The organism is Pseudomonas sp. Leaf15 (genome assembly GCF_001421425.1).
GTDB lineage: Bacteria > Pseudomonadota > Gammaproteobacteria > Pseudomonadales > Pseudomonadaceae > Aquipseudomonas > Aquipseudomonas salomonii.
In genome coordinates, this window is the sequence record NZ_LMKI01000010.1 from 86,280 (window position 1) to 108,285 (window position 22,006).

A 22,006-nucleotide genomic window follows, 5' to 3' on the forward strand; every position below is an offset into this window, starting at 1 on the left:
CGCAGATGTTCTCCCCTACTGCTTTACGCCCGCGATGCGCCAAATGGCTGATCGCAACCGGACTCTTCCTGATGCTCAGCGCCTGTGTTGACAAGCCCAGCACGCTCGAGCGAATCAAGGAGGATGGCGTATTGCGGGTGATTACCCGGAACAGCCCGGCCACGTATTTCCAGGACCGCAACGGTGAAACCGGTTTCGAGTATGAACTGGTCAAGCGTTTTGCCGATGACCTGGGCGTGAAGCTGGAAATCGAGACCGCCGACAACCTGGATGACCTGTTCGGCCAGTTGGGCAAACCCAATGGTCCGGTTCTGGCGGCCGCAGGTTTAGTCAGCAGCGAGCAGCGCGCCCAGCAGGTGCGTTTCTCCCATCCGTACCTGGAAGTCACGCCGCAGATCATCTACCGCAATGGCCAGTCGCGCCCGACCGGCCCGGCAGACCTGGTGGGCAAGAAGATCATGGTGCTCAAGGGCAGCACCCACGCCGAGCAATTGGCCGCGCTTAAAAAGCAGAACCCTGCGATTGAATACGAAGAGTCCGACGCCGTTGAGGTCGTGGACCTGCTGCGCATGGTGGACGAGGGCCAGATCGACCTGACCCTGGTGGACTCCAACGAAGTGGCCATGAACCAGGTGTACTTCCCCAACGTGCGCGTGGCCTTCGACCTCGGCAATGCCAGCAACCAGAGCTGGGCCGTGGCGCCGGGGGAAGACAACAGCCTGCTCAACGAGATCAACAGCTACCTGGACAAGGTCGAGAAAAACGGCACCCTGCAGCGGCTTAAAGACCGTTACTACGGGCATGTCGATGTACTCGGCTATGTGGGCGCCTACACCTTCGCCCAGCATTTGCAGCAACGCCTGCCCAAGTACGAGAAACACTTTCGCACCTACGCCAAGGAAGAAAAGGTCGACTGGCGCCTATTGGCGGCCATCGGCTATCAGGAATCGCTGTGGCAACCGGCCGTCACCTCCAAGACCGGCGTGCGCGGCCTGATGATGTTGACCCAGAACACGGCCCAGGCGATGGGCGTGTCCAACCGCCTGGACGCCAGGCAAAGCATCATGGGCGGCGCCAAGTACCTGGCCAAGATCAAGGATGAGCTGGACGACAGCATTGCCGAGCCGGACCGCACCTGGTTCGCCCTCGCCGCCTATAACGTCGGCACCGGCCACCTGGAAGACGCGCGCACGCTGGCCAAGAAAGACGGCCTGAACCCGAACAAGTGGCTGGACGTGAAGAAGATGCTGCCGCGCCTGTCGCAGAAGCAGTGGTACAGCAAGACCCGCTACGGTTATGCGCGCGGTGGTGAGCCGGTGCATTTTGTCGCGAACATCCGGCGGTATTACGACATTCTCACTTGGGTGACCCAGCCGCAGCTGGAAGGCAACCAGGTGGTGGAAGGCAACCTGCACGTGCCGGGCATCGACAAGACCAAGCCGCCGGAAGATAACCCGCAGTTGTAAATAATCTCTATAAACGCCACAAAACTAATGTGGGAGCGGGCTTGCTCGCGAAAGCGGTGTGTCAGTCGATACATTCAGTGACTGGCACTCCCTCTTCGCGAGCAAGCCCGCTCCCACAGTTGATCCTCGTCGTTTTATAGGCCGGTGAGCAGATGCACGACCCCGCCCGTTAACACCATCACCCCCGCAACACCCGCCGCCTTCAGCGCCTGCGCATCCAGCCGCCCCGCATCCTGCAACTGCACCCGCACCCGCGTCAGTGCCACGCGCTGTTGCGACTTGAGGTTATCCACACCGCCCAATGCGTTCAGCACCTCGGTCGACAACAAGCCCTGCGCCGGCGCCACCACCGTTTCGGCAATCAGATCCGGAGTCAGGGCCTTCCAGAACGCCCTTTGCAATTTCTCGAACATGCTCAGTGCTCCACGACAGGTGAGGTTTCAACGGTGGCCGCGTGGTACAGGCGCAGGGCCTCGCGTACTTGGGCGGCTTCTTCCAGGCCAAGCACCTGGCGGGCGATGACCTGGCAGTCGGCCAGGTCCAGCTCGCGCACGGTGGCCTTGATGGTCGGGATCAGCGGCACGCTGACCGACAGCTCATCCACTCCCAGCCCGATCAACACCGGCACCGCCAGTGCTTCAGACGCCAACGCGCCGCACACGCCGACCCACTTGCCATGGGCATGGGCGGCCTTGACGGTGGTGGCAATCAGGCGCAGCACCGACGGGTGAAAGCTGTCGGCCTGGCTGGCCAGACGCGGGTGGTCTCGGTCCATGGCCAGGGTGTATTGGGTAAGGTCATTGGTGCCGATGGAGAAGAAATCCACATGCGGCGCAAACACATCCGCCATCAGCGCCGCAGACGGTACTTCGATCATGATCCCCAGCTTTGGCAGCTCGGTAAGGCCCAGCGCCGTGGCTTCCTCTTCAAGGATCTTGCGCGCCAGGTGCAGCTCCGACAGCAGGCTGACCATCGGCAGCATGATATGCAGGCGTGCAAAGCCGGCACTCGCCAGGATCGCGCGGAACTGTTCACGCAGCAATTGAGGGCGCTCAAGGCACAGGCGAATACCGCGCAAGCCGAGGAACGGGTTGGTCTCGCGCTCCATCGGCACATAGGCCAAGGGTTTGTCACCGCCCACATCCAGGGTACGCACCACCAGATTGCGCTGGGTGCCCAGGGCTCGGGCGATGGCGCTGTAGGTGCCGGCCTGCTCCTCGGGGCTGGGCGCGCGGTTGCGGTCCAGGTAGAGGAACTCCGAGCGCAGCAGCCCGACGCCTTCACCGCCCAGGGCCAGGGCTTGTTCCACCTCCTGCAACGAGGCGACGTTGGCGGTGACCTCGACGTGATGACCATCGCGTGTGATGCCGGGCAAGGCGGCCTGCTCCACTTCACGCTCACGTCGCAGTATGTGTTGCTTGCGCGTAGCCGCCAGTTGCTCGACAGCGGCCAGGTCAGGCTCCAGGTGCAGCTCGCCTTTGTCGGCATCGAGCAGTACCTGCTTGCCGTTGGCCAGCGCCAGCGCCTGTGCCGGGACGCCACACAGCGACGGCAAACCAAGGGCGCGTGCCAGAATCGCCACATGGCTGGTGGCGCCGCCGCCGACGGTGACGAACCCCAACACTTTGCGCGTATCAAGGCCGGCGGTTTGCGAAGGGGTCAGTTGCTCGGCAATCACGATCGCACGATCCGGCAATGCCCAGGCGCTGTCCTCGATACCGAGGATCAACTTCAGCACACGCTGGCCAACATCGGCCAAATCCGCTGCGCGCTCAGCCAACAACGCACTGCCCAGGCCGAGAAACAGCTTGGCGGTCGCGGCCGTGGCGCTGTTCCAGGCAAAGGCGGCGCTCTTGCCTTCGGTGAGCAGGCGATGGGCTTGCTCCAACAGCGTCGGGTCTTCAAGCAGTTCCTGATGGGCACGGAAAATTTCCGCCTGGGCGCTGCCAACCGCTTTGTCTTGCAACACTTGCAGCGCTTCGGTGGCTGCGAGTAAGGCACGGGTCAGTGCGGCGTGTTCAACCGATTCACCCGCGCCCTGCTCCTCGATGTGCAGTTCGGGCTCCGCCACTTGAAACACCTGGCCAAACGCGGAGCCGGGTGAGGCACATACGCCGCGCAACAAGGTCGCCGATGACTCGGGCGGCTGTGTTTCAACTGGCGCAACAGACTCCTCGACTGTCTCACCGCAACCTTGCGCCAGCAGGGTTACCAACGCCTTGATGGCCGCGTCGGCGTCCTCCCCCGCCGCACTCACTTGCAAGGTATCGCCCTGCACGGTTTGCAGCGCCATGATCGCCACCAATGACTTGGCGTTGGCGCTCTGGGTTTGCTTGTGCAGGTAAATGCTGGCGTTGAAACCTTTGGCCGTTTGCGCCAGTACAGCGGCCGGGCGTGCGTGCAAACCGTTGGCATTGGGCAGCGTCAGCGGCTTGGAGAACAGTGCATCGCCCGCCTCCTCGCCCACGGCTTCAGAGGCCTGGCCGGGCGAGACGTGCAGCAGCGGCTGGCCCACGTCCACCGCGCCACTGCCCGGCGTCAGCCACACAAAGGGTTCGCCGCTGACCACCAGCATCAAGGTCAGCAAACTGCGCGCATTGAGCGCCACGTAGTCGGCATCGAACTCGATCAGGGGCTGCCCGACCTCTACCCGCTGGCCTTCCTCGACCAGGCGGGTGAAGCCTTTGCCGGCCAGGTGCACCGTGTCCAGGCCGATATGCATCAGCACCTGTACGCCATTGTCGCCGGTGACGCTGACCGCATGCCCGGTGTCCTGGATATTGCTGATCACCCCGGCCAACGGCGCGCACAGGGTCTGGGAGGTGGGATCGATGCACAGGCCATCGCCGATCATGCGGCTGGCAAACACCGGGTCAGGCACCTGGTCCAGGGCCAGCAGTACCCCGGACAAGGGCGCCAGCAGTTCCAGGGGTTGAGTTGTGGTCATGACTTCACCTGCTGTTTTGTTCTGTAAAAATCATAGGGCGAACGGCGGTCCACTGTGGGAGCTGGCTTGCCTGCGATGTCGGCGACTCGGTGTCTCAGTGAGACCGAGGGGTTGCTATCGCAGGCAAGCCAGCTCCCACCTAAAACGCGTTCACTTAAAACCGAGCTATTTCCACCAGTATTCGACTTGCACACCCACGTTCGAGCCATGCCGTGCCGTGCCGTAGGCGCCGGTGTCGGACAACGCCGAGCCTGCCGCCAGTTCATTCGCCGCGCGCTTGGCCGCTTCGTTCCAGGTTGCATAGGTGTAGTACAACCGCACTTCCGGCCGTGCCCAGAAATCCGGGCCGTTGGGCGACCAGGTCGGGGCGAAGGTGAATTTGCTCAGCTTGCGCGTGCCGCCGGCAGCCTCGACTTGATCATGCCCAAGCTCGGTGACCAGTTTGAACTGTTCGCTGATGGCGTAGGCCGGGCGCACACCGATGGACATCCAGGTCTGGTCCTGGCTGCCAGGGCGAATATCCTTCTGATACACCGCCTCGACCTGCCCGCCGAAACGCGGCGTTACCTGCCAGTCGAAAAACTCCACGGCGCGGTAGCTTTTGCTGCTCTTGTCCAAGGCGGTATCGCCGGTATAACCCAAACCCGTGCCGGGGCCTTCGCCGTACTGCAAGGCGAATTTGTTCTTGCCGCCCAGAAACGGTTTTTGCACATGCTGCGCAGTGATCGCCCAACCGCTGTTGGCCTCACGCCCGCCGGCTTTTTCTATATAGCTCAGGCCAAATTCCAGCTCACCGCCGGGGTTGGTCTTGAAGCCCGCCACGTTGAAGTCGTGACGAGTGGCGTATTCCTTCTGGTACAGGTTGTCCTTGCGCGACAGCGCGTAGCTGTATTTGAGGTCGCCGATTTTGACGTCCTCGACACCACCGCCCGTGGCGCTCTGGTTCCAGTAGTAGAAGTCGGAGATATGGATGTCATTACGCTTGTAGTAACGGCGCCCCGCCCACACCGAGCCGCCATTGAGGCTGGGCAGGTTGGACCACTGCGCATACATCTGCGGCATGCGCGCCGAGCCGTTGTCTTCACCCTGAAACTTCAGGGCTCGGTCGTATTTGTTGTACAGCGAGGCCATGGCATCGACGCTCAGCACCGAGCCGTCGTCGAGGGTCAGCAGGTCCTGGCGCAATTCGAATTCGGCGTACTGCTCGCATTCGTTGCCCAGGCGGTATTTGGATTGCGCCCCCGGCAGTTGGAAACATTGCTGTTTGCCACTGCCCGTTGAAGTCCCCGCGCCGCTGCGCAAGTAGCCGGCAAACTCCAGGGCTTGAACGGCAAAAGGTGCAGTAAGGCATGACGTAATGAGGCCCAGCTTTATTGTTGTTTTCATGAAGCACTCCGGTATTTTTATTATGTTTTTGGGTGAAGCGCCCCCGCACTCCAAAACGGGGGTTGCAGCGGATCTCAGTCCTTGAGGTGCAGCACAAACGATTCATACGGGCGCAACAGCACCGTGCTCGCACGCACAGGGCAGTCGGGGTAGTTACTGATCAGCAGGCGTTGCTCGCTCACCGCGCTAATAACGCCTTCGGGCAGTTGGATTTCGCAGGGCTTGCCATAAAAGTTGTTCAGCACCAGCAAGCGCTCGCCCTGGCCTTCGCGCAGGTACGCCCAGACTTGCAGGTGGTCCTGCAGCAGTTCGCGATAAACGCCGCTCTGAATCAGCGGTTCGTGACGACGCAGGGCGATCAGTGCGCGGTAGTGATGCAGCACCGAATCGGGGTCATCCAGCTGGCTCTCGACGTTGATCTGCGCCGCGTTGGCCGGGATGCCGATCCACGGTTCGCCACGGGTGAAACCGGCATTGGCCTGGGTGTTCCACTGCATCGGCGTGCGGCTGTTGTCGCGTGACTTCTGCATGATCGCCGCCATGCTCGACGCCTCGGACTCACCGGCATCTCGCTTGAGGCGGAAGATGTTCAGGGTCTCGACATCGCGGTACTGCTCGATCTTGTCGAAACCCGGGTTGGTCATGCCCAGCTCTTCGCCCTGGTACACATACGGCGTGCCCTGGAGGAAGTGCAACGCGGTAGCAAGCATCTTGGCCGAGACCACGCGGTACTCGCCGTCGTTGCCAAAACGCGAGACCACCCGCGGCTGGTCGTGGTTACACCAGAACAATGCGTTCCAGCCGCCACCGGCCTGCATGCCCCGTTGCCAGTCGGAGAAAATCCGCTTGAGTTGCAGGAAGTCGAAGTCGGCCTTCACCCACTTTTGCAGGTTCGGGTAATCGACTTTCAGGTGGTGAAAATTGAAGGTCATCGACAGCTCTTTGGACGCCGGATTCGAATAACGAATGCAGTGCTCAAGGCTGGTGGACGACATCTCGCCGACATTGATCAGGTCGTGCCCTTCGAAGACTTCGCGGTGCATTTGCTGCAGGTATTCATGCACGTTCGGGCCGTCGGTGTAGAAGCGCCGGCCATCGCTGTGGTCTTCGGGGAAATCGGCGGGTTTGGAGATCAGGTTGATCACGTCCAGGCGGAAACCGCCCACGCCTTTGTCACGCCAGAAGCGCATCAACTTGAACACCTCGGCGCGCACCTTGGGGTTGTCCCAATTGAGGTCAGCCTGGGTGTGGTCGAACAGGTGCAGGAAGTACTGGCCGGTTTGTGCTTCGTACTCCCAGGCCGAGCCGCCGAACTTGGATTCCCAGTTGTTCGGCTGGTCGCGCCAGATATAGAAGTCACGGTACGGGTTGTCGAGGCTGCTGCGCGCCTGCTGGAACCATTCATGCTCGATGGAGGTGTGGTTGACCACGATGTCGAGCATCAATTTGATGCCGCGCTTGGCCGCTTCGCTGATCAGCAGGTCGCAGTCGGCCATGGTCCCGTAGCTGGGGTCGATGGCGTAGTAGTCGCTGATGTCATAGCCGTTGTCGCGTTGGGGCGAGCGCAGGAACGGAGTGATCCACAGGCAATCCACGCCCAGCCATTTGAGGTAGTCGAGTTTGTCCACGATGCCCAGCAGGTCACCGGTGGCGTTACCCGCGTGGCTGTGGAAGCTTTTGGGGTAGATCTGGTAGATCACCGAGTGTTGCCAGTCTTGCATGGTGGGTTCCTTCAATTAAATTGTGTACTGGCCGTGCGGGCCTCATCGCGGGCAAGCCCGGCTCCCACATTGATGTGTGAACACATTCAAATGTGGGAGCTGGCTTGCCTGCGATAGCGATCGATCAAGCGACGCGATACCCCGGCCGCACAATCTTCATGCTCAACGCACAGGTCAGAACAAACGGCACGACCATGGCGATGACCATCCCGATCACAAAACTGGGGATGAACTGCGGAATGATCGAGATAAACCCAGGCAAGCCACCCACGCCGATGGCCGAGGCCGTCACCTTGTTAAGTGAGAGGAAAATGCTGCCCAGCGCCGAGCCGAGCAGCGCGGCATAGAACGGAAACTTGAAGCGCAGGTTCACGCCAAACATCGCCGGTTCCGTAATGCCGAAATAAGCGGAAATCGCCGAGGTCGAGGCCATGCTTTTGTCCCGCGCGTTGCGGGTCATGTAGAACACGCCCAGTGCGGCGCTGCCCTGGGCCAGGTTGGACATCACGATCATCGGCCAGATAAAGGTGCCGCCCTGGGTGGAGATAAGTTGCAGGTCCACGGCGAGGAACATGTGGTGCATGCCGGTGATCACCAGCGGCGCGTACAACAGGCCGAAAATCGCCCCGCCAACCATCGGCGCCAGGTCAAACAGGGTGACCACGCCTTCGGTGATGAGGATGCCGAGGTGACGGGTCACCGGGCCAATGATTGCCAGCGCCAGTACGCCGGTGACCACGATGGTGGTAATCGGCACCACGAGCAGTTGGATGGCATTAGGCACACGTGCCCGCAGCCATTTCTCGATCACGCTCATCACATAGGCCGCCATCAGGATCGGCAGGATCTGCCCCTGATAACCCACCTTCTCAATCTTGAACCAACCGAAAATATCGAAGTACGGCAGGCTCTGACCATCGAGCCCGGCCACGGCCTTGCCGTAGTTCCAGGCGTTGAGCAGGTCCGGGTGCACCAGCATCAGGCCGAGCACGATGCCGAGGATTTCACTGCCGCCAAAACGCTTGGCCGCCGACCAGCCCACCAGCGCCGGCAGGAACACGAATGAGGTATTGGCCATCAGGTTGATCAGGCTCCACAGGCCATCCAGGTTCGGATACGCCTCCAGCAGCGTCTGGCCCTCGATGAACATGCCCTTGGCGCCCATCAGGTTATTCACGCCCATCAGCAGGCCGGCGATGATCAGCGCGGGCAGGATCGGCATGAACACGTCGGAGAACACACGCACCAGACGCTGCATGGCGTTGGTCTTGTCGGCGCCCTTCTGCTTGACGTCAGCGATGGTCGAAGCCGCAAGCCCCGTCTGCTCACGCAGGGCGGCATAGACCTTTTCCACTTCGCCGGGGCCGATCACCACCTGGAACAGGCCACCGGTGAAGAACGAGCCCTTGACCAGATCGACCTGGTTCAACGCGCTGCTGTTGACCAGGCTCGGGTCCTTGAGCGCCAGGCGCAGGCGGGTCACGCAGTGGGCGGCTTGCTCAACGTTGTCGCTGCCCCCGAGGTTCTCGAGAATCTCGCGGGCAATATTCGAATAGTCGTGGCTCATGCTTGGTTTCCACTTTGGTTTTTTTATTTGAGGGCAGTCATTGGCAGCACGCCGTGGCCAAAAGTACTCGTATGTACGAGTTAAATCAACAACTCGTCTGTACGAGTCACATTAAGTTTAATTTTCCGAATTGGAAGTCAGACATTTCCCTGATTCCACGCAGGTCCAATGGACAAAGCCCACCTCTGCCACTAAGGTTCCTGCCTTGAACGCGCCGTTCACCTTCATCAAGCCGGCACAGAGCCATCCCCATGAGCAAATACAACCAGATCTATACGGATCTGCTTGCCAGCATCACCACTGAACGCCTGCAACGCGGTACGCGCCTTCCCTCTGAAACCGAACTGATGGACGCCTACCAGGCCAGCCGTGGCACGGTGCGCCGCGCCATCGAGCAGTTGCAGGAGCGTGGGTTTGCGCAAAAAATCCACGGCAAGGGCACCTTTGTGTTGTCGCCCAACCCCATCGAGTTCCAGCTGGGCGGCATCGTCAGCTTCCACGAAACCCACGCTGACCTGGGCGATGACGTACGCACCGAAGTAGTCGAATTCAGCCAGTTCCCGCTCGAAGGCGCGCTGCTGCAACACATCGAAGCCGCGCCCGGCGCTCTGATTACCCGTATCAAACGGGTACGGCGCATCGGCGGCAAACGGGTGATCCTGGACATCAACCACTTTGTGGCTGACGTGATTCCGGGCCTGGACCGTGACATCGCCGAGCAGTCGATCTATGCGTTTATCGAACAGACGCTGGCGCTGCAGATCAGCTACGCGCAACGCACCATCGAAGCCCTGCCGCGCAGCAAGGACGACCAGGTGCATCTGGATCTGGATGGGCAAAGCCATGTGATTGTGGTGAGCAACCAGACGTTTTTGCAGGACGGAAGGCAGTTCGAGTACACCGAGTCGCGGCATACGCTGGATAAGTTTTACTTTTCGGATATTGCCCGGCGGTGACGGCTGAGCTAACTATGTAGCCCCTGAAACCCTTGCACCTTTGGGACCCTCGCCGTTCTTTATCGACGGATGAGTCCCATGAGTACCGCTAACTCCCTGCCCAACGCTGCCGACAAGGCGGCCCTCAAGGCCTTGGCCACCCAAGTGGTGCAGGCATGCCCCAGCCTGCACGACAGCGCCCATGAAACCGCCTGCAGCCTCCTGAAAAAGCACGGCGTGACAGACCTGGATCCGGACGATGTTTACTACCATCGATTCAAGTCTGCCCAGAGCAGCACCAAGACCTTTACCGGCTGGGAGCACGTTCTGGAAAAACCCTACGAGTCGACAACCCTGACACAGTTGGTGATTCGGCGCTTTCGCGCCACCGACGTCGACAATGCCGACTTGCTCGACCTCTATGGAGGCTTTTACACCCAAGGCCCGGTGTATGGCGATTTTAACGAAACCAACGAAGTGCACCTGCATGGCAATGAGGTGCTGAAAGACTTCTGGGACATACAATTCGACAGCCTCTACACCCATCAACTGGATGATTTCTGGCACGCTCATGCAGACGATTTTCGGACCCTGGCCAAATGCAATTTTCTCAGCAAAGCCGTCCAAGCCGTTGACCTCAAGCAACTGACGGCCGACGACTTCCAGACCTGCATCAGCGCAGTCGCCTCCAATGTGACGTGGCCGATTACCCGCCAGATGCTGCAGACCGAAGAGACGCCCACCCAAGGCCTGCAGGTCTATGCCCTGGACGTGGACGGCCATGTGGCGTTCAACCTGCTGCGCATCATCGACCCGAAGGGCCGACAGATTCTCTATACCCCGGGTGACACTCCGGCGTTCCAAGTCCTCGAAACCCCGGCAGACATGCACTGGTGGGTCTTGGGCAAAATGAACAATGAACAAAGCCGCAGCGCCTTCCTCTGTCACTTCCCGCTGTCTGACCGCCAGGCCATGCAGGACAACATCACCGACCTGATGAATCGCCTGGTCGGCACCTGGGGCAAGTCCGACCATCATCTGATCAACCGAAAAAACCAAGCGATCACCGCCGATGCCTTCACCTGGCTGAGGGATCGTACCCGCTGGTCAATGTACGACGAGGCGCAGCAACTGCTGACCACTCAGACGCAGCTGCAAAAGAAACTCTGGATAGGCTACCTGAGTGCCGGTTTGAAAGTGTTCGGCCCAATGGCTGCAATCGGCTGGGTGGTGGCATTGCCGGTATTGGGTGCCAGCATTGCACTCACGGGGCTGAACATCGATCAGGCCGTCAATGGCCGTACTCGCGCAGAGCGCAAGGCCGGCGTGACGGCGGCCGTGCTTAACGGCATCGCCATGCTGTTCAACGTGGTGGCCCTGGCCGGGCCTGGCCCGATCACCGAAGTGGGCGCAGAGGTCGATGCCACAGAGGCGGCCGAAATGGCCAAATATAAAGAGGTGTTGCAACCTGATCCTGTCGAAGAGCCGACCGTGGCATCGACGAGCACAGAAGCAGCTCCTTTGCCAGGCCCCGTGGAACCCGCTGCGCCAGAGCCTCAAATACCCTCAGCCTGGAAGCGCCCGCAAGGCCTGGAAGGGGCAACGCCGATGAGCGAGGGAGGACGCTTTCGCAGTATCTATAGCGTCAAAGCCAACCCTTCGACCGTCATCAAGTTCAAGGATGCCGTCTATTACGTGCGCTACGAAGCCGACGTCAATGGCGATGGAAGCTGGGCGATCATTGATCCGCAAAACCCTCACGCGTTTTACGGCTCACGCCCCGTACGACTGAACGCCGCAGGTGAGTGGGAACTCGCCCCACGCCCATCCGACGCCGTCAGGGGAGGCACCCCTGTCGACACGATCACGGCAAGCGAGGACTCAGCCGTGGCCAAAGAAACCATGCCAACGTCCTATGGATCCCCCACCTACAGGCACACACACTCCAGCCTGAGCACACCCTACGACCTCAACAACCTCAGAAACTACGAGGTTGAGATCGCAATGGGCGGCAGGGATGATCGCTTCAAGCGCATCCCCAAGCCTGGCGGAGGCTTTACTGAGTTCTATATGTCAGATTACTCAATCAACCCGGCCCGCACTAGAATCCTCACTGCGGCGCGTAAGTTTTTTTCCCGACCTTTTTTCATTCACACCTTGCCTGAGCGTCCTGTTCTTCCCACGCTCACGCCAGAAATGTCCTCCGTCGAGCTGATCGAAAAGGTCTTCAAAACCACGCAAGGCCTGGTGGTCGCTGAAAGCCCCGGCCGGATCGCCAGCTTGTACCTCCTGATCAAAGACATGCCCGCCCTGGCGCGACAAGGGGTCAAGACGCTGTATCTGAACCGGCTGTTCAACGACCTGCATCAACTGGACCTCGATACGTTTGCCAACACCGGGGAGCTGTCCGACAACCTGCAAGTCTATCTGCGTGAGATGGACTATCGGCTGCCTGTACGCTTCAACACCCAGACGCTGCTCACCACTGCCAGGGATTACGGGATACGCGTCCAGGCCACTGGCTGCCTGGCCAACTACAAGTCCTTCCCTGTCGTGGTGGATGAGCAAATGGCCAAGAACTTTTTGACCAGCGAAATCATCCGCCTGGACCAACTCAAAAACGGCGTCGGCAAATGGGTGGCGCTGACTGAAGCACAAAATACCAACACATTTCGGGGGGTAGCCGGTATCAGTGAAATAAACGGTGGTATCAGCCTGCGCACCGTTGAGGAACTCAATGCCGCCAGCCCCGCGATCAAAATGCGCCTGGGTCCCAAAGTGGTAAATAACGCGGGGCCTATCCCTCCACGGCATCCCAAGCCAGGCGTTCTGGACACGGACTTCGCCCTGCAAGTGCCAGTGACGGAAGTGGCGCTGCCACACCGTTACGCATTCAATGCGCAGGAGATTGAGCGTGTACTCAAAACTCCCGGCGATTATCTTCTGGAGCAAACCCAGTCGGTACTGACACTGATCCACCGCAACCGGCTTAACGCGTTGGTGCGCAGTACCATTCAGAGTACCGCCGACAATGGTTACTTTATTGATGCGACCCAGTTTCCCCGGCTCAAGGGCACCGTCTACGGCTCGTTGACCGAACTGCTCCAGGCCCTGGACAACCAGGGAATGAAGCTCAAGGGGATGCCGTTGATCAAACTGCAGGTTCCGGCAGTGGAGGTGGGCACCAACGCTTTAGCGGCGTCCACCGAACTCTCGGTTTCAGGAACGAGCATGGCTGCAACGGGCAATTCCCAGGCGATGCTGCCAGCGACCAGCGCCCCTGAAATCCCGGCAGCATGGGAAGCCAATGAGATTCTGGAAAGCCAGACACCTCTCAACAGTCCTGGAAAATATCAAGGCATCTACCGTCTGAAATCCGACCCCGCAGAGGCGATACTGCACGATGGCAAGCCGTACTACGTGCGCTATGAAACCTATCGCAACGGCACCAGCGGCTGGGCGATCATCAACCCCCACGCGCCCAACGATGCCGCTGATTCAATTGCGGTTCGGCTCAACGCCTATGGGCTGTGGGAAACGTTTTCACGATAGTCATTGACCAACCCCCTGAAACAACAAAGCCCCGGCAATGCCGGGGCTTTGTTTACTCACGATTCCAGGTGCGGGTCAGGAATCATTCCCACTCAATCGTCGCCGGCGGCTTGCTCGACACGTCATACGTCACGCGCGAAATGCCTTCGATCTCATTGATGATACGGCCGCTGACAGTCTCCAGCAGCTCGTACGGCAGGTGTGCCCAACGCGCGGTCATGAAGTCGATGGTCTCTACGGCACGCAGCGCAACAACCCACGCATAACGACGGCCATCACCCACAACACCCACCGATTTCACCGGCTGGAACACCACGAACGCCTGGCTGACTTTGTGGTACCAGTCGGCTTTGCGCAGTTCTTCGATGAAGATGTGGTCGGCGCGACGCAGCAGGTCGGCGTATTCCTTCTTCACTTCACCCAGGATGCGCACGCCCAGGCCCGGGCCTGGGAATGGGTGACGGTAGACCATGTCGTACGGCAGGCCGAGTTCCAGGCCCAGGCGGCGGACTTCGTCCTTGAACAGTTCGCGCAGTGGTTCTACCAGCTTGAGGTTCATCTCCTCCGGCAGGCCACCCACGTTGTGGTGGGACTTGATCACGTGGGCCTTGCCGCTCTTGGCGCCAGCCGACTCGATCACGTCAGGGTAGATGGTGCCCTGGGCGAGGTACTTGATGTTGTCCAGCTTGTTGGACTGGGCATCGAACACGTCGATGAAGGTGCGGCCGATGATCTTGCGCTTTTTCTCCGGGTCGCTTTCGCCGGCCAGGTTGTTGAGGAACTGGTCCTCGGCGTTGGCGCGGATCACTTTGACGCCCATGTTCTCGGCGAACATGGCCATCACTTGCTCGCCTTCGTGCAGGCGCAGCAGGCCGTTGTCGACGAACACGCACGTCAGCTGGTCGCCGATGGCTTTGTGCAGCAGCGCGGCAACCACGGAGGAGTCAACGCCGCCGGACAGGCCGAGCAGCACGTTGTCGGTGCCGACCTGGGCACGCACGTTGGCGATGGCGTCTTCAGCGATTTTCGACGGGGTCCACAGGGCTTCGCACTGGCAGATGTCGAGGATGAAGCGCGACAGGATGCGCCCGCCTTGCTTGGTGTGGGTCACTTCCGGGTGGAACTGCACGCCGTAGTAGCCGCGCTCGTCGTTGAACATGCCGGCGATCGGGCAACTCGGGGTGCTGGCCAGGATGTGGAAGTCTTCCGGCATCTTGGTGACCTTGTCACCGTGGCTCATCCACACGTCGAGGCCGAACAGGCCGTCGGCGTCGATGTGGTCTTCGATGCCGTCCAGCAGGCGGCTCTTGCCGACCACGTCGACACGGGCATAACCGAATTCACGCAGTTCGGAACCTTCAACCTTGCCGCCCAGTTGCTCGGCCATGGTCTGCATGCCGTAGCAGATACCGAAGACGGGCACGCCCAGGTCGAATACCGCTTGCGGGCAACGCGGGCTGTTGGCTTCGTGCACGGACTCGGGGCCACCGGCAAGGATGACGCCTTTAGGGGCGAATTCGCGGATCGCTTCGTCATCCATGTCGAACGGGTGCAGTTCGCAGTACACGCCGATTTCACGCACGCGGCGGGCGATCAGCTGGGTGTACTGGGAACCGAAGTCGAGGATCAGGATGCGGTGGGCGTGAATGTCGAGGGCCATGAAGTCAGTCTCGTCTAATGAATCAGAAACAACTCGGGGCTGAAAGAACAGCCCCGGTTACTTAACGTTTTGCTGGAAGCCTCAACCTACGCGGTAGTTCGGCGCTTCCTTGGTGATCTGCACATCGTGGACATGGGATTCAGCCATGCCGGCGCCGGTGATCCGTACGAACTCTGGCTTGGTGCGCATTTCTTCGATGTCGGCGCTGCCGGTGTAGCCCATCGAGGAACGCAGGCCGCCCATCAGTTGATGGATGATCGCGCTCAGGGTGCCTTTGTACGGCACACGGCCTTCGATGCCTTCCGGTACGAGCTTCTCGGCGCCTGCCGAAGAGTCCTGGAAGTAGCGGTCGGAAGAGCCTTGCGCCTGGGACATGGCGCCCAGCGAACCCATGCCGCGGTAAGCCTTGTACGAACGGCCCTGGAACAGTTCGATCTCGCCCGGCGCTTCTTCGGTACCGGCGAACATCGAGCCCATCATCACGCAGGAAGCACCGGCGACGATGGCTTTGGACAGGTCACCGGAGAAACGGATGCCGCCGTCGGCGATCAACGGTACGCCAGTGCCTTCAAGGGCAGCAGCCACGTTGGCGATGGCGCTGATTTGCGGCACGCCTACACCGGCGACGATGCGCGTGGTGCAGATGGAACCTGGGCCGATACCGACCTTGACCGCATCGGCGCCGGCTTCGGCCAGGGCCTTGGCGGCTGCGCCGGTGGCGATGTTGCCGCCGATCACTTGTACGTCAGGGAAATTCTGTTTGACCCAGCGCACGCGGTCGATCACACCTTTGGAGTGACCGTGGGCCGTGTCGACCACCACCACGTCAACACCAGCAGCCACCAGGGCCGAAACGCGGTCACCGGTGTCTTTACCGGTGCCGACCGCAGCGCCGACGCGCAGACGACCTTGATCGTCCTTGCTGGCCAGCGGGTAAGCCTTGGCTTTTTCGATGTCGTTGACGGTCATCATGCCTTTGAGGGCGAATTTGTCGTCGACGATCAGCACGCGCTCGATGCGGTGCTTGTGCAGCAGTTCGCGCACATCGTTCTTGTCGGCGCCTTCCTTGACCGTGACGAGGCGCTCTTTAGGCGTCATCACTTCGCGGACGGTGACTTCAAGACGGTTCTCGAAACGCACGTCACGGGAAGTGACGATGCCGACCAGGTCGCCATCGTGCAGTACCGGAACGCCGGAGATGTTGTGCAGGCGGGTCAGGTCGAACAGGTCACGCACGGTGGCGTCAGCTTCGATGGTGATGGGATCTTTCACCACACCGGCTTCGTAACGCTTGACCTTGCGCACTTCGGCAGCTTGCTGCTCGATGGTCATGTTCTTGTGGATGATGCCAATGCCGCCTTCCTGAGCCATGGCGATTGCCAAACGGGCTTCGGTGACGGTGTCCATGGCAGCGGAAACCAGAGGAATATTCAGCTCGATGCCACGGGTTAGGCGGGTCTTGAGACTGACTTCGTTAGGAAGCACCTCGGAATAACCGGGCACTAGGAGAATGTCGTCGAATGTCAGAGCTTCTTGGCTGATACGCAGCATCGCGGGGGCTCCCGAGCGGGAAAATGGAAGCGCGCCATTATATACATGCACCCTGTCGGGCTCAATGTAAAACTCTGACAAACTTGGTAATACTGATAGATGGATAAAACCTGCAGCGCTAGATCGTTCCCACGTTCCGCGTGGGAATGCCGCCAGGGACGCTCCGCGTTCGGGGTCTGCGCAAGGTTGAAGCCCTGCGCTATGGTGACGCGGAGCGTCACGGGATGCATTCCCACGCAGGAGCGTGGGAACGATCGAATTAAAGCTCGACTTTGACCCAACTCATCTTCTGGTCCAGCCAATCGGCAAATTCGTCGATAAAGCTCTGCTTGAACCCCGCCTCCGCCCAGTTATTGAAGATAAACCCCAGGTTGGAAAACCCGCATTCCTGCAGGAACAGAAACCCATTGATATCGTCTTCATGCCCACACAACGGGCAAGTGAAGTTGTCGGTGTGGCCGGGCATCCAGTCTTCGAGGCTTTCGAACAGCGCCTCGCCGACTTCTTTCAGGCACTCCGGGCAGCCGGCTTCTTCGAGAAAACCCTTGGCCGGCGTGTAGATGCAGCGCTTGTAGATGATCTCCAGGCCATTGATCGGCTCGTTGAACGGCAGCGCTTCGGGGTGCAGCACTACGGCGCGGGCGCCGTCGGCCAGGGCGTAGGCCATGCGGTTGCCGGTGCGCCCGCAGGTGGTCAGCTCTTCCTTGATGATGTTCTTGCGCACCAGCCAGCGCACGATGGCCCGGGCGCGGGGTTCGTGGACGGGCAAGGTGGAGATTTTGGGGACAAGGATGCTTTGGGAGTTCATGGGAGTCCTGCGGTGTGGCGACTGCCGCCATCGCGGGCAAGCCCGGCTCCCACATTTGGAATGCATTCACCTGTGGGAGCTGGCTTGCCTGCGATAAGGCCTTGAAGCCTGGCAGCTTAATCCCTGCCCCACACAGGTCAAGTACTCAAATACCGCCCGATCAATGCAATCCCACTGGCCAGCACCAGCCACGTCACCAAGCGCACAAAGGCTTCGCGCGACATGCGCATCGTCAACCTGCGCCCACACCACAGCCCCAGAGCCATCGCCGGCAACAGGCACAGCGCCAACAACAGCAGCGGCAAGTCCGCATACACCCCGGCGACCAGAAACAGGCTCAGGCGCACCACCGTGCTGCAACTGATCAAGGCACTCTGCGTGGCCCGCGCCGCGTCCTTGGGCAAACGGCTGTTGAGGTAGATCGCATACAAAAAGCCGCCGCTGCCGAACAGCGCGCCAAACAACCCGCCGACGGTGCCCATGGGAATCGACCAACCTTTGGAAAGCTGAGCGGGCCGCGCCTTCACCGACAAGCTGTAGATCGCATAGGCGCTGATAAACAGCCCCATCAGCAGCAACAACAGATCCGAATGCAGGTTGAGCAGAAAGATCACACCCAGCGTGCAACCGATGGCCATGCACGGCAGCAACCGCAGCAGCTCGGGCGTGTTCACATCTCGCCGCGATTGCAGCAGATTGCCAAAGGCCGCGACAAAATCCAGCAGCACCAGCAGCGGGATAATCTTCGACAGCGGCATAAACACAATCAGGATCGGCCCCGCCACCAGCGCCGTGCCAAAACCGGCAATGCCGAACACGATGTAGGCCAGCACCACCCCCAGGCCGATGACCAGCCAATCGACACCACTGAACGACCACTGGCTCATCAACTCAACCGGGCTCATGACGTATTCCTTGAAAGAGACAGCCATCACTTTAGCCATCGCCGAGCGTTGCGACTAATATCTTCAAAGCCCTCCACTCATCTCGAAAAGGCATGACGCGTGATATCCACTCGCCAACTGCGCTACTTCGTCGAAATCGCCGACAGCGGCAGCTTCAGCGCCGCCGCCGAGCGTTTGTTCGTGGCGCAATCAGCCCTGAGCCGCCAGATCAAAGAGCTGGAAACCCAGCTGCAAACTTCACTGTTCGAACGCACCGCGCGCCAGCCCCGGCTGACGGCAGCGGGCGAAGCCTTTTACCCGAGGGCGCGCAACCTGCTGAGCGAGCTGCTCAAGGCCAGCGAGATGGCCACCCAGGTTGGCAATGGCCAGCTTGGCACCCTGCGCCTGAGCCATTCGAGCACCGTGCCGATGAGCGGGCCATTGCTGCACGGCATCAGCACCTGGCTGCAGCGTTGCCCCGGCGTATCGATGGATATCGTCAAACTGTCTTCCGAGGCGCAACTTGAAGAAATTGCCGACGGGCGCCTGGAAGTCGGCCTTTTACGTTTACCGGTGCTGCGCCAACGCGAAGGCGTGCGTGTGGTGCCTTTATATAGCGAACAACTGTTGCTGGCTGTGCCGCCCAATCACCCGCTGGCCCGCAGTAATAACCCGATCGAACTGGAGCAACTCAAGGACGAAGCGTTTATCTCGATCCCCCATCCCCAACGCGGCGGCCTGAGTTATCTGTCGGCCGAGCTGTGCATGCGTGCAGGATTTTTCCCCAAGGCAGCGCGAGTGATGTCGCGCAAGACCACGCAATTGCAGCTGATTCAGGCCGGCTTCGGAATTGCCTTGTTACCAAAATCCATGCAGGACATTGCCCCCGCCAACCTGCACTTTTTGCCCCTGGCCGACCCGGACTGCCTCAGCACCGTGGCCTTGGCCTGTGCGCAGAAGCCAAGCGCGCTGGTGGAGCAATTCTGCCAAACCTTGCGCGAATGCCTATAAACTGCCGCCCATGATTAAAGATCGCTCCTCATGATTAAAGATCCGTTTGCCCGCTTGGGCCTGGACCGCGAAGTCCTGACTGTCAGCCAGCTCAACGGCCGCGCGCGGGTGTTGCTGGAAGACGTGTTCACCAATATCTGGGTCGAAGGCGAGATCTCCAACCTCGCCCGCCCGGCTTCCGGCCATGTGTATTTCACCCTCAAGGACAGCGGCGCCCAAGTGCGTTGCGCGCTGTTTCGCAACAATGCCGCTCGAGTACGCCAGGCGTTGAAAGACGGTTTGGCGGTGAAAGTGCGCGGCAAGGTCTCGCTGTTTGAGGGCCGTGGCGACTACCAGTTGATCCTTGATACCGTGGAACCTGCCGGCGATGGCGCGCTGCGTTTGGCCTTTGATGCGCTGAAGGAAAAGCTCAGCGCCGAAGGCCTGTTCAGCGCCGAGCGCAAGGCGCCGCTGCCGGCGCACCCTCGGCGCATTGGCATTATCAGTTCGCCAACCGGCGCGGTGATTCGCGACATCATCAGCGTGTTCCGTCGTCGTGCGCCGAACGTTGAACTGACACTGATTCCCACCGCCGTGCAGGGCCGCGAAGCCATCCCGCAGATTGTGCGCGCGCTGAAACTGGCGGATGCGCGCGGTTTCGACGCGTTGATCCTGGCCCGAGGCGGCGGTTCGCTCGAAGACCTGTGGTGCTTCAATGAAGAGGCCGTGGCCCGCGCGGTGGATGCTTGCGTGACGCCCATCGTCAGTGCGGTCGGCCATGAAACCGATGTGTCGATCTGCGACTTTGTGGCCGACGTACGCGCCCCCACGCCCTCCGCCGCCGCTGAATTGCTCGCGCCAGACGCCAGCCACCTGGTGCGCCAGGTTGAAAACCTGCATCGCCGCCTGGTGATGCTGATGCGCAACCGGCTGAGCCATGATCGCCTGCGTCTGGAAGGCATGGCCCGCCGCCTGCGCCACCCTGGCGAACGTCTGCGCCAACAGGCCCAGCGTTTGGACGACCTGGACATGCGCCTGCGCCGCGCTTTCGAGCGCAGCCTCAATACCCGTCGCGAACGCCTGATCCGCCTGGAAACCCGGCTCGCAGGCCAACACCCCGGCCGTCAACTGGCGTTGCTGCGCCAGCGCCTCGATAGCCTCGCAGAACGCCTGCCCCGCGCCATGCGCGAAGGCCTCAAGGCACGCCGCCTGCAACTGCAAAGCCAGGTGCAGACCCTGCAGGTGGTCAGCCCGCTGGCCACCCTGGGCCGTGGCTACAGCATCTTGCTGGACGAGCGCGGCCAGGCGATCCGCAACGCCGCGCAAACCCACACCGGCCAGCGCCTCACTGCGCGCCTTGGTGAAGGCCAATTGCAGGTGCGGGTGGAAGATAACCACCTGACGCCCGTCACCCTTTCGTTACTGGATTGATTGATGCCACGTTTATTTACCCTGCTGATGCTGTTATGCCTGACCTTTAACGCCCACGCCGACAGCTACATCACGCGGTTGCTGAACAAGCCGGTGCCGGGTGGCGTGGCGGTGGTCGACCTCGGCACTTCGGCCAGCGCGCCCAAAGCCACCTACCTGAACCGGCCGGTGCTGGTGGTCAAGGAACAGAACAACTGGCTGGCGATTGTCGGGATCCCGCTGACCGTCAAACCCGGCACCGAGCGCATCACCAGCGGAGGACAGAACTTGCCGTTTGTGGTGGGCTTCAAGAAATACCCCGAACAGCACATCACCTTGAAGAACAAAAGCCAGGTGAACCCGGCCCCGGCGCAACTCAAGCGCATCGAGGGCGAACTGGCCGTGCAGCTCAAGGCTTACCGCAGTTTCAGCCCGAATACGCCGAGCAACCTGCTGCTGGACAAACCGGTCAACGGGCCGCTGTCGAGCAAGTTCGGCGTGCGCCGCTTCTTTAATGGCGAGGAACGCAACCCGCATTCGGGGCTGGATTTCGCCGTAGGTGCGGGCACCCCGATCAAGACGCCGGCGGCGGGCAAGGTGATCCTCACCGGCAATTACTTCTTCAACGGCAACACGGTGTTCGTCGACCATGGCCAGGGCTTTATCAGCATGTTCTGCCATATGTCGAAGATCGACGTAAAAGTCGGCGACCAATTGGCACGCGGTGCGGTGGTGGGCAAGGTCGGTTCCACGGGCCGTGCAACCGGGCCGCACATGCATTGGAACATTAGCCTTAACGATGCGCGGGTTGACCCGGCGATCTTTATTGGCGCGTTCCAGCCCTGATAAAAATATTCAACCTACCGGCCTCATCGCGGGCAAGCCCGGCTCCCACAGGTGAACGCGAATCCCTGTGGGAGCCGGGCTTGCCTGCGATGAGGCCAGGTCTGCCAGCGCAATTGCGCACCCAATAACTACTGCGCAATAAAAACAAACCACCAACTCAATAACCGCCACAAAATATCGAATACCGGCCAAATAGCAGAACTTATCTCAATTTTTCCCGACTGCTTGCCATCTTTCACCCCGGCGGTTAGGGTTGAGCTTATGAAAACCTCTCACACCCTCA

The 22,006-nt window shown here is 60.5% G+C and carries 15 protein-coding genes; 6 read left to right on the forward strand and 9 right to left on the reverse strand.

Annotation, left to right across the window (positions count from 1 at the left end; all coding sequences use genetic code 11):
* The first annotated feature begins 5 nt into the window (after positions 1 to 5).
* Complete coding sequence (gene mltF, locus ASE80_RS09695; RefSeq protein ID WP_056858714.1) at positions 6 to 1,466, forward strand: membrane-bound lytic murein transglycosylase MltF; 1,461 nt, start codon at positions 6 to 8, stop codon at positions 1,464 to 1,466.
* Between the two features lie 134 nt (positions 1,467 to 1,600).
* On the opposite strand, the gene ASE80_RS09700 is transcribed toward mltF, so the two are convergent.
* The 5 genes from ASE80_RS09700 to treP form a co-directional block, all read right to left on the reverse strand.
* Positions 1,601 to 1,879, reverse strand: a complete 279-nt coding sequence (locus ASE80_RS09700) for a PTS transporter subunit EIIB (RefSeq protein ID WP_056858715.1) — start codon at positions 1,877 to 1,879, stop codon at positions 1,601 to 1,603.
* 2 nt (positions 1,880 to 1,881) lie between these two features.
* Positions 1,882 to 4,413: a phosphoenolpyruvate--protein phosphotransferase gene (ptsP, locus tag ASE80_RS09705; RefSeq protein ID WP_056858716.1), complete on the reverse strand. Its 2,532-nt coding sequence runs from the start codon at positions 4,411 to 4,413 to the stop codon at positions 1,882 to 1,884.
* A gap of 165 nt (positions 4,414 to 4,578) precedes the next feature.
* Positions 4,579 to 5,799, reverse strand: coding sequence for a maltoporin (locus ASE80_RS09710; RefSeq protein WP_056858717.1), 1,221 nt, complete (start codon positions 5,797 to 5,799; stop codon positions 4,579 to 4,581).
* 74 nt (positions 5,800 to 5,873) lie between these two features.
* Positions 5,874 to 7,520, reverse strand: a complete 1,647-nt coding sequence (treC, locus tag ASE80_RS09715; RefSeq protein ID WP_056858718.1) for an alpha,alpha-phosphotrehalase — start codon at positions 7,518 to 7,520, stop codon at positions 5,874 to 5,876.
* A 124-nt stretch (positions 7,521 to 7,644) separates the two neighbouring features.
* Complete coding sequence (gene treP, locus ASE80_RS09720) at positions 7,645 to 9,087, reverse strand: PTS system trehalose-specific EIIBC component (protein ID WP_056858719.1); 1,443 nt, start codon at positions 9,085 to 9,087, stop codon at positions 7,645 to 7,647.
* Positions 9,088 to 9,338: 251 nt separating this feature from the next.
* Between treP and treR the strand changes: the two genes are divergently transcribed.
* Together treR and ASE80_RS09730 are read left to right on the forward strand one after the other, a co-directional pair.
* Complete coding sequence (treR, locus tag ASE80_RS09725) at positions 9,339 to 10,043, forward strand: trehalose operon repressor (RefSeq protein WP_056858720.1); 705 nt, start codon at positions 9,339 to 9,341, stop codon at positions 10,041 to 10,043.
* A gap of 78 nt (positions 10,044 to 10,121) precedes the next feature.
* Positions 10,122 to 13,574 carry a membrane-targeted effector domain-containing toxin gene (locus tag ASE80_RS09730; protein WP_056858721.1) on the forward strand — a complete coding sequence of 1,151 codons (3,453 nt, stop codon included), beginning with the start codon at positions 10,122 to 10,124 and terminating at the stop codon, positions 13,572 to 13,574.
* A gap of 82 nt (positions 13,575 to 13,656) precedes the next feature.
* Here ASE80_RS09730 and guaA read toward each other — a convergent pair whose 3' ends face one another.
* The 4 genes from guaA to ASE80_RS09750 all read right to left on the reverse strand — a co-directional run bounded on the left by guaA (position 13,657) and on the right by ASE80_RS09750 (position 18,498).
* Positions 13,657 to 15,234 (reverse strand): glutamine-hydrolyzing GMP synthase, encoded by a 1,578-nt coding sequence (gene guaA / locus ASE80_RS09735; RefSeq protein ID WP_017134673.1) that lies wholly within the window; start codon positions 15,232 to 15,234, stop codon positions 13,657 to 13,659.
* 81 nt (positions 15,235 to 15,315) lie between these two features.
* Positions 15,316 to 16,785 carry an IMP dehydrogenase gene (gene guaB, locus ASE80_RS09740; RefSeq protein ID WP_016977684.1) on the reverse strand — a complete coding sequence of 490 codons (1,470 nt, stop codon included), beginning with the start codon at positions 16,783 to 16,785 and terminating at the stop codon, positions 15,316 to 15,318.
* 259 nt (positions 16,786 to 17,044) lie between these two features.
* Positions 17,045 to 17,593: a hypothetical protein gene (locus tag ASE80_RS09745; protein ID WP_015885727.1), complete on the reverse strand. Its 549-nt coding sequence runs from the start codon at positions 17,591 to 17,593 to the stop codon at positions 17,045 to 17,047.
* A gap of 137 nt (positions 17,594 to 17,730) precedes the next feature.
* Positions 17,731 to 18,498, reverse strand: a complete 768-nt coding sequence (locus ASE80_RS09750) for a sulfite exporter TauE/SafE family protein (protein ID WP_056858722.1) — start codon at positions 18,496 to 18,498, stop codon at positions 17,731 to 17,733.
* A 99-nt stretch (positions 18,499 to 18,597) separates the two neighbouring features.
* On the opposite strand from ASE80_RS09750, the gene ASE80_RS09755 reads away from it, so the two are divergent.
* The 3 genes from ASE80_RS09755 to ASE80_RS09765 are packed head-to-tail and all read left to right on the forward strand — an operon-like array spanning position 18,598 to position 21,723.
* Positions 18,598 to 19,488 carry a LysR family transcriptional regulator gene (locus ASE80_RS09755; RefSeq protein ID WP_056858723.1) on the forward strand — a complete coding sequence of 297 codons (891 nt, stop codon included), beginning with the start codon at positions 18,598 to 18,600 and terminating at the stop codon, positions 19,486 to 19,488.
* Between the two features lie 30 nt (positions 19,489 to 19,518).
* Positions 19,519 to 20,898, forward strand: coding sequence for an exodeoxyribonuclease VII large subunit (gene xseA, locus ASE80_RS09760; RefSeq protein WP_056858724.1), 1,380 nt, complete (start codon positions 19,519 to 19,521; stop codon positions 20,896 to 20,898).
* Positions 20,899 to 20,901: 3 nt separating this feature from the next.
* Positions 20,902 to 21,723, forward strand: a complete 822-nt coding sequence (locus tag ASE80_RS09765) for a peptidoglycan DD-metalloendopeptidase family protein (protein ID WP_056858725.1) — start codon at positions 20,902 to 20,904, stop codon at positions 21,721 to 21,723.
* Positions 21,724 to 22,006 lie beyond the last annotated feature (283 nt).